We start from the raw sequence: 14,384 nt of genomic DNA, 5'->3' as shown, positions 1-14,384 counted from the left end.
TATGAAGTGTTATGCGAAGCTTTTGGCGGTTTTGGTTTTTATTCCGCAGGCAAACGCACAAACTATAAACAGCAAGCTCAATGAGCGCTTTGCTACTAATGCGAACGTGGCCATCCTTACAGAGTCACAATACGCAGACATTGTTTTTGAAGATTGGAATAAAAATGAAGTCGAAGTCGAAGCTGTTATTGAGTCTGAAGATTTAAGTAAAGAAGAGATCAATCAGCTGCTTAAAGGCTGGCAAGTCAACGTTCAGGGCAATAGTAGAGCTGTACGTATCATTAGCAGTGGTGCGCCTTCAACGGCCAGTATAGCTTTAGGGGATACCCAAGTTCGTGGCATCAATGACTTGATCACTGCATCTATGCAGCAAATGATTCAGCCGGTGATGCAGCAACCTAATGTTTCACCCATTTTGCAGCAGTTTGCATCTATGCAGATTCCTGCTGAATTCTACAAAGGAATGAATGCTGTTTCATTTGACTACCAGGCGTATAAACGTGACGGGGCTAAATATTTAGAGCAGTATAAGCGCAAGATTGAGCAGAATCTGGGAGAAGATTTTGATGTGGTAATGAAAAAATGGGAGCAGAATAATAAAAAGCGAGTTGCCGCAGGGCAAGGTCTTGCCGGAAGCAGTCTGCTAGGGATGCCAAAATCACCTTTTGGAAAAGATATGAATTTTGACAGCGCTGCTTTTAATCGTGATAAGAAAGCCTATGTTGCCGCGATGAATAAAAAATACGGAACCAATGTAAGTGTTTCTCAAGTAGATCAGTGGCGTACTGCTATTGAAGATTGGGGCGATGAGTTTAGTGCAGATATGAAGGCTTGGGGAGAGCGTTTTGGTAAACAACTGGGCGGTTCTAGTGAGGCTTTGGGAGCTACCTTTGGCCGTGCTATTGAGAGTGATATGGCGGCTTTAGGGCAAAATGTTGAAAAGGCGATGCAAAGCTGGAGTAATGACTTTGCAAAGAAATTAGAGCAAATGGCCGAAGCACAAGGCGGAAGTCTTAAAAAAACGGTTACTACAGACGCTAACGGAAATGTGAGCACGCAAATGACCTATAGCTATTCGGGGGCTCCTTCCGGGGCTGCTATCGCAGTAAAGCCTAAAGGCACATTTTCTCGTAAAATTATTGTGCATATGCCTAAAGCGGCACAGCTAGATCTTAACGTTCGCCACGGTAATGTGAAAATCTCTGAGGCTACCAATGCTCGAGTAACGCTCGCACACGGAGATTTTATGGCCAATACTATTTCAGGTGAAAAAACCTTGATCAATGTTGCGTACAGTCCCGTTGATGTGACTACTTGGGATTACGGTACGTTACGCGCAAATTATATTAAGAACTGTGTGATTGATAAAGCAAAAAGCATCAATGTAGATTCTAGAGCAAGCAGTATCGTGATCAACGAACTTGAAGATGCTGCGGTGATTACGGGAAGCTTCGGCGAACTTTCAATCCCAAAATTGGGTAAGAATTTTAAAACCTTAAACATTAGTGTAGAGAACAGCGATGTAGTACTCAACCTGCCGGAAACACCTTTCCATTTTAATTTTAATGGTGTGCGCAGTCGTCTAAATTACCCGAGAAAGATCGAGGCTAAAGTTATGGAAGGCTACAACAGCAGTATGGTTAACGGCTTTTATAAATCAAGAAATACAGACAGTATTATAGCGATTTCATCTAAGTATAGTGATATCGTCCTTAATTGAGTTTTTTAGTTTAATTGTTGTAAAAAGTCCGTTCCTGCCAGAACGGACTTTTTTGTTTTAGACTGCATAGAGAATTGTATTTTTGGCGCGATGGAACACAGGCTTTTTTTAAACCGAATCGCAGAATGTACTGCCCAATTCACACCGGTGGTAGATGCGGCATACGCGGATTCAGATTATCGATTTTTGGATCTTTCTACGACTAACGAGATCCTAAAGGAAGTAGATACAAGTTCTTCGGAGGCGATTCAGCTTTATATCAATACATTTCTTGCAAAAACTGGTGGGCGTGTCGCATATGGCGGTTATCTAGAAAAGCGTAGTATTTATGACCGAAGCCTATATTTTAATAATGATAATCCAGAACTTAAGCGCAACATCCATCTGGGATTAGATGTCTGGGTTCCCGCCGGAACAGCGATTTTAGCTCCGGTAGCTGGTACCGTTCATAGTTTTAAAGACAACACAAACTATGGAGATTACGGTCCGTGTATTGTTTTAGAACACCGTTTTGAAGATTTCCATTTTTATACACTGTATGGTCACTTGTCTAGGGCTTCCTTATCTGCTTTGACCGTTGGACAAAAGATCTCGGCGGGTCAAACCTTTGCGCATCTGGGAACCTCAGAAGAAAATGGCGATTACGGGCCGCACTTGCACTTTCAGATCATAAAGGATATGCAAGAGTTTAAAGGCGATTATCCCGGAGTTTCCACGCATAAAAAGCTGGATTTTTATAAGAATAATTGCCCTGATCCTAATCTATTGCTCAAGATCTCTTAAGCTACGTGCAGGCGGTATTGTGACGGTGTAGTATGCTTTAATTCTTTAAACTTTCGGTTGAAATTGGCTATGTTCTGAAACCCGCACAGTTCAGAAATAGCGGCTACAGAAAGCTCTTTTTCTTTGTACAAAAGTTTACACGCGTGCTCGATACGCAGTTCGATCAAAAACTGTAAAAACGTCTTATTGGTACGCCGCTTAAAATAACGACAGAACGCATTTTTGGTCATATTGGCAATTTCTGCGATAGTGTCAAGCGTAATATTTTCTTGAAAATGATCAAGCGTGTATTGATACACATCACTCATACGTTTCCCTTCGATATCTGTGTATTTTTTATGGTAAACAAAGGATGAAAGTGGAGTTTTGTCTGACTGCTGAATCAAATCAAGAATTTGAAGAAATGAAGCCAGGCGTTCAATACGGCTTTGATGCTTCAACTTAGAAAATTTTCTAATGAGTGATTCGGTATTCGTTTCGATCTTCATTCCGTATTCGGCTTCATCAAAAAAACTATCGATTCCTGACATTTCAGTAAGCTTGAAAAACTCTTTTCCGAAGGAATTCTTGGTGAAAAACAGCGTGTACATAATAGATTTATCGATCGCGTTATCATCGCTTCTAAACACGTGAGGAACGTGTTCGCCAATGACCAGAATATCGCCTTCACGATAATCATTGATCGTATCGCCAAGAATTAAATTTCCCGAACCTTTTGCAATATAACTGATCTGGATCTCCTCGTGCTCGTGAAGTTTGTCGTAGAATTTGAGTTCGTGATCTTCTTGGTAAACAAGCGCTTCTTTACCGGGCTTGGGTATTTTAAAAGGAAGAACTTTCATAGGGGTAAGGGTGACTATTTGTTTGTGCTTGCTATAAAATTGGCATTAAAAAATGATTCATGTCAAGTTTAGGGATAATATAGTATCAAGATAGGTTACTTATTCATCATAAAAAAGGGACTTTAACATTTTGACACTACTTGAAATGCATAAAACGTTTTATTTGGGCGATATTTCATCAGTATTAGTACTTGATTAACTATAACGGTATAGTAAAAACTGTTTTTCAGTTAATATGCTATTATCTTTCGCTAACTTTAACAAATAAGGTCTTAACGAATTACATTTATTTTAGTCAGACCTTTTTTCTGTTATTTTAAGACTTCTTCCGAGTATGAATTTCTTGACTAAATCGCTTCACGCTGTATATAAAATCAATTTTATAGGTATTCTGTTTGTGTTGGTTTCTGGTTGCGCTCCAACCGAAAAACAACCATCTAAGGTGTTTTTATCGCCAGATAAAAACTTTGCATTCAAAGATGCCGGATGGGAAACAGAATATTGGAGCAATCAAGAGAATTATTCAGACAGTATTTTAAAGGATACCGATGCTAAAGTATTAGTGATCACGCACGACAGCCTTCAAACCGGACGTATTTTTAAGAAAGTAAATGTCAAGCCCTATGCTCAATATAAGGTTAGCGGATTCATAAAAGCAGAGGATGTTTCGACTGAAAAATCCAATGCCGGAGCGGGATTCGGTTTAGGTAAGTTTTCTTCTAGAGCCGATACAGTATTCACAGGAACCACAGCCTGGACACCGGTCGAAATGACATTTAATACCGAAGGAGACGACAGTTTTATTATAGAATGTCTATTAGGGAAAAATGCGCCTGCTTCCGGAACGGCTTATTTTAAGGATATTAAGCTTGAAGAACTTTCGTCGCAAACTCTTGAGCCCAAAGTTAGCATTAATCTGGAAGCGCAAAAGGAGCCAATGTCACCGTATATCTATGGGCAGTTTATTGAGCATATGGGAAAATCTATTTACGGCGGACTTTGGGCAGAAATGCTTATCGACCGTAAATTTTATCATAAACCAGGTACTTTAGCATCGCCTTGGGAAGTTTCAGTAGACAGTACAGCGATAACTTTAGACGAAAAAAATGGCTTCTCAGAACAGGCATTGCCGGTTTTTAAATTAGATGGGAATCAAATTTTCTTGAAACAAGACTCAATCGCTGTCAAACCGAATACGAATTATGTAGGTCGAATTGTTTACAAAACTAAAGGATCTTTTAAGGAGGTCAGTATTGGTCTGGAGGCGCTCAATTCTAAAAATACGGTTGGTTTCAGTATTCCGGAATCGGAAGCATTTGTTACCAAAGAATTTGAATTGCATACAGGGGAGAATTCAGGAAGTTTAGCAAGTCTAGAGATCTCTTTTGAAGGAAAGGGTACGGTTACGCTCGCCGCAATTTCCTTAATGCCGGAAGATAATATTGAAGGTTTTCGCCCGGATGTGATCGCCTTGTTGAAAGAATTAGATTCTCCAATTTACCGCTGGCCCGGTGGAAATTTTGTCTCGGGTTATGATTGGAAAGATGGTATTGGTAATCCCGATGCACGCCCTACCCGATATGAGCGCGCTTGGAATGGCTTAGAATATAACGATGTGGGAATTCACGAGTTTATGCAACTCTGCGAAATTCTAGATGCCGAAGCCAATATTGCTGTGAACACCGGCTTAGGTGATGCAGCATTGGCTGCAAATGAAGTGGAATATTTTAACGGTGCTGCAACTACGCCTATGGGAAAACGCCGAGCGGCAAATGGTCATCCTGAGCCGTATGATGTTCAACTTTGGGCGGTAGGAAACGAGATGTTTGGCGATTGGCAATTAGGCCATATGCCAATCGAAGAGTATGTAAAAAAGCATAACAAAGTAGCCGAAGCAATGTGGGCAGTAGATCCCGATATAGATATCATCGCTGTGGGTTATCCCGGAGAATGGAATGATATGATGTATCAAAATACTGTTGAAAATATGACTTACATCAGCGAGCATTTTTACCGTCAGGATTGGCACGCAGGCGGTTTGCTTACGCACGTTAAGCAAATGCCGGATGCAATTAGAGAAATCGCAGAAGAACACCGTCGGGCTCGCAGGGAAATTCCGGAGATTGCTGACCGAAATATAAAAATTGCACTTGATGAATGGAATTATTGGTACGGTCCGCACGAGTTTGGATTATTGGGTACGCGTTATTTCTTGCGTGATGCCTTAGGAATTGCCGCCGGATTGAATGAGTTCTCGCGCCAATCTGAAATGTACTATATGGCCAATTATGCGCAAACGGTAAATGTGATCGGAGCGATAAAAACAACACCCACCGACAGCTGGCTTGAAGGAACGGGATTGGTTTTAAAAGTGTATCGAAAAGAATTTGGGACAATTCCTGTTGCGGTTTCGGGTGCTCCCGAGCCTTTAGATGTCGCGGCGACGCTAACCGAAGATGGAAACTATTTAACGCTTTCGGTTATCAATGCTACGCATCAGGAATATCAATTGGCGCTTGACTTTATTACAGAGGACATTCCAACGCAAGGAATAGCTTTTGTGATCACAGGAGCCAACGATATGGTGTATAATGATGTTACACATAAAAACAGTATCTACCTCGAGGAAACTTCTTTTGAGTTGGAGCATAACAGCTTACAGGTCGCTAAGGAGTCGGCAGGAATCTATAAATTCAAATTAAATTAGAAAGCAACGTATATGAACACGTACAAAAAAGCATTAGGGGTATTTATTCTTCTTTTTATAGGCATTACAGCCGATGCACAAGCCCAGGAATATTGGGACAAGGTCAAAGAGCGAGAAGCAACTTTAGGTTTGGACTCGGGCTTTGAAACCTTAGAAACCGATCAATTTATACTGAAGTTGGTCAAGGCTTCGCAAACAGTGGCTTCCTTGGCTCCAAAATCAGATCCTGGATTTGATTTTACTCCCGGAGATCGCTTGGAGATCAGAGCCGGCAACGGACTCTACCATTTGGGAGATATCAATTTTAGATACCGCCTAGAAGGTTCAAATGAATGGAGTACGGTCTCAACCGCGACTTCTAGAAAACCTGTGGAAGCGATAGCTAAAGAAGGCGCTTTGGCTGCTGCAAATTTAGCCAATACCTTGCCGGAAGATCTTCCGCTTGACATTACACGCAACTATACCGAAGCCGACGGCGACTTGATTTTGGCTTTTGATTTTCAGAATAAAACCGATCAACCTGTCGAGTTAGGCGCGCTGGGAATCCCGATGATCTTCAATAATATTTTAGAAGGAAATTCGCTGGAAGAAGCGCACGCTAAGAATGTATTTTTTGATCCGTATATCGGGCTGGATGCAGGCTATCTTGAAGTAAAACGCTTAGACGGAAAAGGCAAAACCTTACTCGTTCTTCCTGAGAACAATATGCCATTTGAAGCCTATCGCCCGTTGCTTGACGATCCTTCGCCGCGCAGTATTGTGTTTGAAGGGTTTCACGAGTGGATGGCCAACAGCAAGGCTTATGCTTCAGATGAATGGAAAGGTGTAAAGCAATGGAATACGCCAACGTCAAGTTTCTTAAAACCAGGCGAACTCAAAACATTTTCTGTACGATTAACACTCGCTCCGGAAATCAAAAAAGTACAGCAACAACTGACCGAAAAAGATATGTCGGTGGCTGTTGGTGTACCGGGATATGTGCTTCCGCAGGATGTACAGGGAAAACTGTTTTTAAAATATAATTCTGATGTAAACAGTATCAAAGTGGCTCCTGAAGGTGCGCTTTCGGTTGAGAAAGATGCAGCTAAGAATGCGTATGATGTGTACACCGTTACCGGAAATCAATGGGGAAGAGCCCGAGTTGAGATCAAGTACACGAATGGAAAAACGCAAAGTATCAACTATAAAGTGATTAAGCCCGAAAGTGAACTGGTTGCCGATTTTGGGAATTTCCTTTTTGACAAGCAGTGGTTTGATGACGATGAAGATCTGTTCAATAGAGCACCTTCATTGATTTCGTATGATTATCAGAACAAGCGTCAGGTTACGCAAGACGGAAGGGTTTGGATTGCCGGTTTGAGCGATGAAGGTGGCGCTGGAAGCTGGTTAGGCGGAATGATGAAACAATACCTTCAGCCTGATCAGGAACAGGTTTCAAAACTGGAAGATTTTGTAAACCAAACCGTTTGGGGCGTGTTACAAAATGCTGAGGGCGAACATAAATACGGCGTGCGTAAAAGTGTGTTGTATTATGAGCCGGAAGAATTTCCGGCAGGAACTTATAACGACACGATAAATTGGAATACCTGGGCGGCCTGGAATAAAGAAGGGGCTGCAGATCCCGGAAGATCGTACAACTATCCGCACGTGGTTGCTGCATATTGGACGCTCTACCGCTTGTCACGCTACCACGATAATCTGGTCACACAAAAAGACTGGAAATGGTATCTGGAGCAAGCGTATCAAACCACATTGGCGATGACTACTCAGGCACCCTATTATGCGCAGTTTGGTCAGATGGAAGGAAGTGTTTTTCTGCACGTACTCGAGGATTTAAAACGCGAGCAACTCACAGAAGAAGCTACCAAACTTGAAGCCGAAATGAAAAAACGTGCCGACCATTGGGAGTCGCTGGCATACCCTTTTGGTAGTGAGATGCCGTGGGATTCTACCGGTCAGGAAGAGGTGTACATGTGGTCTGATTATTTTGGCTATGACGCTAAAGCAGCGGTGACTTTGAGCGCTATTTTAGCCTATATGCCCACAATGCCGCACTGGGCTTATAATGGGAATGCCCGCCGCTATTGGGATTTTCTTTATGGTGGTAAACTATCGCGTGTAGAACGCCAGATTCATCATTACGGTTCCGGGCTTAATGCGATTCCTGTACTGGACAATTATCGGGAAAATCCTGAGGATTTACATTTGTTGAAAGTTGGTTACGGCGGCTTGCTGGGTGCGGTTTCTAATATAACGGAAGATGGTTTTGGAGCGGCAGCTTTTCACAGTTGGCCTTCAACGCTAGAGATCGATTACCTGTCGGGTGATTATGGTTCTAATTTCTATGGCTATGCGATCAATTCTTCGGCGTATTTGGTTGAAGATGCAGAATTGGGCTATTTGGCCTTCGGCGGAAATCTTACAGAAGAAAAGAATTCTGTTACAATGCAATTAACAACCGCTGCTAAAAACGCTGTGTTTGTTCAGCCGTTAGCTTTGTGGATCACTTTAGATGCCGGAGCGGTTCAGCAAGTTAGCTTTGATAAGAAAACGAAAGAGGTACAGCTTACGTTAGCGCCTAAATCTGAAATCACTCCGTTTGCCTACGTAAACCTTCCAGAGGAATATACATTAGACTACGAGAAGGTGCGCGGTGCATATAAAATTCCGCTTCAAGCAAAACCGATCACACTTACCCTAAAACATTAAACATTGAACAGAAAAGTCATATTGCTGACATTTTTCGGACTTATTTTGAGTCTTTCTGTCGCTGCACAAGAATTTACAAGAGCCGATAGTTTACGCGGAAGCATTACTCCACAACGGGCGTGGTGGGATGTGATGCGCTACGATATTGAGGTGCAACCCGATTATGATAAGCAGTTTACTTCCGGGGCAAATCAAATCACTTATAAAGTAGTTCAGGAAAAGCATCCTGATGTGATGCAAATCGATTTGCAAGAACCGCTGGTGATCGACCGCATTCTTTTTGACGATGATGCAACCGAACTGCAATTTAAAAGAGAAGGCAATGTGTATTGGGTCAATACGCTTCCGCAGGAATTAGATTCTGAGCATACCGTAAAGATCTTTTTTAGTGGAAATCCGCACGTAGCGGTACGACCACCCTGGGATGGTGGCTGGTCGTTTTCTAAAGATGCAGAAGGCCGACGGTTGATGACCGTCACGTGTCAAGGTTTGGGCGCTTCTATCTGGTACCCCAATAAGGATCATCAAAGCGACGAACCCGATCGTGGCGCTTCGTTAACGATGCGTGTTCCTGATGCGTTGACTGCCGTGGCTAACGGTCGCTTACTCGATAAAATCGAACATCAAGATGGTACCACGAGTTATAAATGGGGCGTTGAAAACCAAATAAGTAATTATACGATCATTCCGTATATCGGGCATTACGAGAATTTTAAAGAGGTATATCCGGGTGTAAAAGGTGATCTTGATCTCAATTATTGGGTGCTGGATTATAACCTGGAAAAAGCCAAAGAGTATATGCCCAAAGAAGTGCGTAATATGCTGAATGCCTTTGAGTATTGGTTTGGGCCGTATCCGTTTTACGAGGATGGTTACAAACTGATAGAAGTAGACAATACCGGGATGGAGCATCAATCGGCGGTTTCTTACGGAAATTACTACGCCGGTGGCTATCGCGGTCGTGACGGCTCAGGCACCGGATTGGGCTTGACTTGGGATTTTATTATCATTCACGAAAGCGGTCACGAGTGGTTTGGCAACAACATCACCACAAATGACCTCGCTGATATGTGGGTGCACGAAAGCTTTACCAATTATAGCGAGACCCTGTTTGTAGATTACAACTACGGTCCTGAAGCTGCCAATGCATATAATTATGGTATTCGCCAAGGGATCGGTAATAAAACGCCTATTATTCCGGCGTATGGCGTGAACGCTCAGGGGAGTGGTGATATGTACCCCAAAGGAGGAAATTTGCTCCACAGCATTCGCCACAGCATCAATAACGATCAATTATTTAGAAACATTTTGGCCGGATTGAATCAGACTTTTCATAACAAAACTGTTGATGGCAGTGAGGTACAGGAGTATATTTCGCGCAAAGCCGATTTCGATTATTCTAAAGTTTTTGAGCAGTATTTGACTATGACCGAGATTCCAACTTTAGAGCTTTTTGTAGATGCTGAAAATAACCAGATCAAATACCGCTATGTCAACTGTATTGAAGGTTTTGATTTACCCTTAAGTCTGGTGGGAACGCACGAGGAGCTAAAAATCTTTCCGGTAGCGAATACCTGGAAAGCAGTAGATATTACGATGAAAAATCAATACCTGCTTACGCCAGATCGTATTGAAAAAATGTATTACCTCAATGTAGCTTTGGTCAAAGAATTGTAAGCTAATGTTCTTCTGGCCCTCGTATTCCCGCTTTAATTTCTAATTTAAGATCATTGGCTTCCGGTGGAATTGGACACGAATAATTAGGGCTATACGCACAAAAGGGATTGTACGCTTTGTTGAAATCTATTACAATCGTATTGCCTTCGGGGATTCTAAGATCTATGTAGCGACCGGCGCCGTAGGTTTCCACACCGCTGGTGTAATCTGTAAACGGTAAAAAGAGATAGTCTTTGTATTCCTCCATTTTACGTAGCATGTGACTTTGATAAATGGGTAATTGATAGGTTTTTCCTTCCAGTTCAAAAGTAGCAAGGGCATAGGTATCATAGGTTTTGATCGCACCCGATGAGGTTGGAAATTGAATCTCTTCCGGATCTTCTATTTTTTGAAATTGCGCCACAACCCGATAGGTCGAATCGATAGGGTAGAAGCTATGTTTTTTAAATTCCTTTTGCTCTTTTGGAGTTAAAGGCGATTCTTCCGGATTTTTATATTCAGTGTTTAGGTCATTTTGAAATTGAAGGATTTCGGCTTCATATGTAGTTTGGGAAAAGGAATAAAGACTGGTAAATATTAAAATGACGGTTTGAAATAGGTTTTTCATAGCTATAAAAAACGGGTGTTTTTGTTGGTGTCGTCCAAAGTCGTTTTACTCAACTTGGCTACTTTACAAGAACAAAAACACCCGATATGAATTTAATTTTTGGTTTTATCCGGATATTCCGGAGTAGTGAGTGACTTCGGTGGATTTTCTTTAAGCTGTTGTAAGATGATCTCGATCGCTTTTTCTAACTGTGGATCTTTACCGGCGATCACGTCTTTTGGAGTTTGCTCTACTTCAACATCTGGTGGTGTTCCCACATTTTCAATTCCGAAGCCTTCTTCATTGTAAAAGGCCACGTTAGGCGCAGTCACATAACCGCCATCGATGAATTCCGGATATCCTAAAACGCCCACGAGTCCGCCCCAGGTACGTTTTCCTACCAGCGTTCCTAGTTTATTTCTTCGGAATAAATAGGGTAAGTAATCTCCTCCCGAACCTGCAGTTTCATCAATGAGCATCACTTTTGGTCCCTGAATAGAAGCGCTAGGTGCTTTCATATCCTTACCATATCTGAAATTCCAATAACTCTGCATCGGCTTGTTTAACAGGTCAATCACATAATCTGCCAGTTGACCACCACCATTAAAGCGCTCGTCAACAATAATCGCTTTTTTGTCTGCCTGCGGATAGAAATAGCGTTTAAAATACTCGTGGCCTGCTGTTGCGGTATTTGGCACATAAACATAAGCGACCTGGCCGTCTGTGGCTTCGTTCACTTTCTTGATGTTGCCTTCTACCCAATCGCGATTGCGTAACGCACGTTCTGAAGCGATCGTGGTTACTTCTTCGTCATGTGCATTGGTTCCATTGGCATTGCTAGACAAGGTAAGGGTCACAATATCTTCGGCTTTATTTTCAAAAAAGCGGTAGAGGTTGTCTTCGCCGGTTACTTCTTTTCCGTTTACTTTTATGATATAATCGCCTTCGCTGGCATTTACACCAGGTTCGGTAAGTGGAGAACGCAGATCTGGATTCCAATTGAGTCCACCGTAGATTTTAGTGATCTGGTAACGGTTATTTTTGATCTCAAAATCAGCACCTAGTAAACCTCCGTTGATGTTTTCTTTTTCTACGCGAGAATCACCTCGGTAGTCAAAACGATGATGCCCAACTGAAAGCTCGGCAAACATCCAACTCATCACGCGGTAGAGGTCGCTTTTTGAAGGAACATCAGGAAGGAATACGCTGTATTTTTCTTTCATCGCATCCCAGTCTACGCCGTGCATTCCCGGGTCATAGAAGTAATCGCGATTCACGCGCCAGGCTTCATTAAATATGTTTTCCCATTCTTGTTTAGGATCGATCTTAACCTTGATCGCATCAAAAGCCAACGGACCTTGATCTGATTTTTTTCCGGTGTCAGAAACAAACCAGCTTCCATTACTGTAATACATCATTTTCTCTCCGCTCGCAGAAATTTCAAAGGAATCTACCTCAAAAAGTTCTTCGTCTTTTTGTTCGCCTAAATTGTACAGATGCAACATCGCAGGAGCATCATAGGAAGGATAGGAAATGTAGTACAGCATTCCTTCTTTAGGAGCAGCAAGCGACATAAAATTGCCTGTGCCTACCGGTACCGAAACCATACGATCCATAATGCCATCCCAATCAATTTCTAAGGTCGGTACGCTTTCCTCTTTTTTATCTTCCTTTTGTTCTTCTTCAGCTTCAGCGATTTTTTCAACATCATTTTCTTTAGCAAAAGGCGATTTCACCTCCTTTTGAAGCGTAATTAAATACAAAGCATTTGATGAGGTCATATCTTGATTAGACTGGTCAAACCAGTTTACCACAGGGCCTGCATCGGTAGAAGCGGTGAGGTAGAGGTATTTTCCGCTAGGGTCAAAGGTAGGTTCGGTTACGTTAGATAAGCCGTCTGAAATGGGATAAGACTTGTTTTCGCTAAGCGAATACACATACGCCTGTTCAAAGTTGGTGTTGGTGATTAAGGTGTAAGCGAGCCAATTTCCGTCTGCAGACCAGCTTCCGAATAAATCCCGGTAATCGCCCGGCTGATACAATACATCTTGAGCTATTTTTTGGGTTTTACCAGTTGCAATGGTGGTGATGTATAAGTTTCTACCGTTATCTACGTAAGCGATTTTTTCACTATCTGGAGACCAGTGCAGGTGCGCATAAAATCCGGTTCCTTCAAGGGCGATCGCTTTGGCAGCGTCGGAGCTGTTTTGATCTTTGATATGCAACGCATACTCACCGCTAGCATCAGAAAAATAAGCAATATGCTTGCTATCCGGCGACCATTTTGGGAAGGTCTCGTGAACTCCGGGAGTTTGGGTAAGATTGACCATATCTCCCTTTTCTGAAGGAAGCGTTACAATTTCTCCTCTAAAATCAGCAACCACACGCGCTCCGGAAGGGGAAATACCGCCGCTGCGTACATAGTAACTTCCGCTTACAAAACGCGGACGTAGCTCTAATAAATCAGTTGCGATACCTATTTTAAGCTTGGTAAGCTGCTTGTTTGAAGGATTGAAGGTGTGCAAGTATCCGGCTTGCTCTAAAATCAACATTCCATCGCTACTTGCTTCTAAATCTTCCAGACCAAAATCTTGAAAGTCGGTCAACTTACTCACTTGTTTTGAAGCCACATCATAAGCGTAGAGGTTGAATTCTCCATCGCGATCGCTTCTAAAATAAACAGTATTCCCAACAAACTCCGGTTGCGCATCGTTGCTTCCTGCTGCCGGTTTTGGGATTTCTACCACCTCTTGCGTTGCAGTATCATAGATATAAATGCGAGTTTGCGTTCCGCCGCGGTAATGTTTCCATTGGTTGAACCGATCAGGAATTGGCGTATACGCGATGTATTTTCCATCATCAGAATAGCTTGCCCAATATGCGTTAGGAATCTCTAACTCTGAAACCGGACCACCATCTAGAGCCACTGTAAATAGTGAAGTATAACGATTGGTAAATAAGGTACGCTGCGAGGCAAAAACAACCTTTTTTCCGTCAGGTGTAAAATCCCTAGCGATATCCGGATACGGATGATAGGTTAATCGAGTAGGGACACCACCGGTGACCGGCACGCTGAAAATATCCATATTGCCATCATATTCTGCACTGAAAGCGATGGTTTTACCGTCTGGTGAAAAAATAGGATTAGACTCTACGCCTTCGTCGATGGTCAGGCGTCTTGGTTGAGATCCATTACGATTAGCAACCCAAAGATCTTCGGCATAGATAAATGCGATATGGCTATCGCTAATGGCCGGTTCGCTCATTAATCGGGTATCTGTCTGATTGATCTGTGCCACCGCCGTGACTGAAACTGTCCCAACAATGAAGTTTAAAAAGTACTTTGTGATTTTCATGATT

At 42.4% G+C, this 14,384-nt stretch carries 8 protein-coding genes; 5 read left to right on the top strand and 3 right to left on the bottom strand.

The features are described 5' to 3' along the window. Position 1: 1 nt before the first annotated feature. Together BUA96_RS01995 and BUA96_RS01990 are read left to right on the top strand one after the other, a co-directional pair. Positions 2-1,720 (top strand): hypothetical protein, encoded by a 1,719-nt coding sequence (locus tag BUA96_RS01995; RefSeq protein WP_128755714.1) that lies wholly within the window; start codon positions 2-4, stop codon positions 1,718-1,720. A gap of 90 nt (positions 1,721-1,810) precedes the next feature. Beyond that, the gene (locus BUA96_RS01990) at positions 1,811-2,503 is read left to right on the top strand and encodes a peptidoglycan DD-metalloendopeptidase family protein (protein WP_072979795.1); all 693 of its coding nucleotides are present in this window, start codon (positions 1,811-1,813) and stop codon (positions 2,501-2,503) included. Here the strand turns inward: BUA96_RS01990 and BUA96_RS01985 are convergent. After that, complete coding sequence (locus BUA96_RS01985; RefSeq protein ID WP_072979793.1) at positions 2,500-3,345, bottom strand: AraC family transcriptional regulator; 846 nt, start codon at positions 3,343-3,345, stop codon at positions 2,500-2,502. The genes BUA96_RS01990 and BUA96_RS01985 overlap by 4 nt on opposite strands. A gap of 334 nt (positions 3,346-3,679) precedes the next feature. On the opposite strand from BUA96_RS01985, the gene BUA96_RS01980 reads away from it, so the two are divergent. The 3 genes from BUA96_RS01980 to BUA96_RS01970 are packed head-to-tail and all read left to right on the top strand — an operon-like array spanning position 3,680 to position 10,438. Beyond that, entirely contained in the window at positions 3,680-6,052 is a 2,373-nt protein-coding gene (locus BUA96_RS01980; protein ID WP_084673020.1) for an alpha-L-arabinofuranosidase C-terminal domain-containing protein, read from the top strand. 12 nt (positions 6,053-6,064) lie between these two features. Continuing rightward, entirely contained in the window at positions 6,065-8,761 is a 2,697-nt protein-coding gene (locus tag BUA96_RS01975; protein WP_072979791.1) for a DUF5695 domain-containing protein, read from the top strand. A gap of 3 nt (positions 8,762-8,764) precedes the next feature. After that, positions 8,765-10,438, top strand: coding sequence for a M1 family metallopeptidase (locus tag BUA96_RS01970; protein WP_072979789.1), 1,674 nt, complete (start codon positions 8,765-8,767; stop codon positions 10,436-10,438). A 1-nt stretch (position 10,439) separates the two neighbouring features. On the opposite strand, the gene BUA96_RS01965 is transcribed toward BUA96_RS01970, so the two are convergent. Both BUA96_RS01965 and BUA96_RS01960 read right to left on the bottom strand, forming a co-directional pair. Further along, complete coding sequence (locus BUA96_RS01965; protein ID WP_072979787.1) at positions 10,440-11,045, bottom strand: DUF1684 domain-containing protein; 606 nt, start codon at positions 11,043-11,045, stop codon at positions 10,440-10,442. A 92-nt stretch (positions 11,046-11,137) separates the two neighbouring features. Continuing rightward, positions 11,138-14,380, bottom strand: a complete 3,243-nt coding sequence (locus BUA96_RS01960; RefSeq protein WP_072980439.1) for a S41 family peptidase — start codon at positions 14,378-14,380, stop codon at positions 11,138-11,140. Between the last annotated feature and the right edge of the window lie 4 nt (positions 14,381-14,384).

This window comes from Leeuwenhoekiella palythoae (assembly GCF_900130045.1).
In the GTDB taxonomy this organism is placed as follows: Bacteria; Bacteroidota; Bacteroidia; order Flavobacteriales; family Flavobacteriaceae; genus Leeuwenhoekiella; species Leeuwenhoekiella palythoae.
The sequence above is the reverse complement of the archived record's forward strand: the minus strand, read 5'-3'. Positions and strand labels throughout refer to the sequence as shown.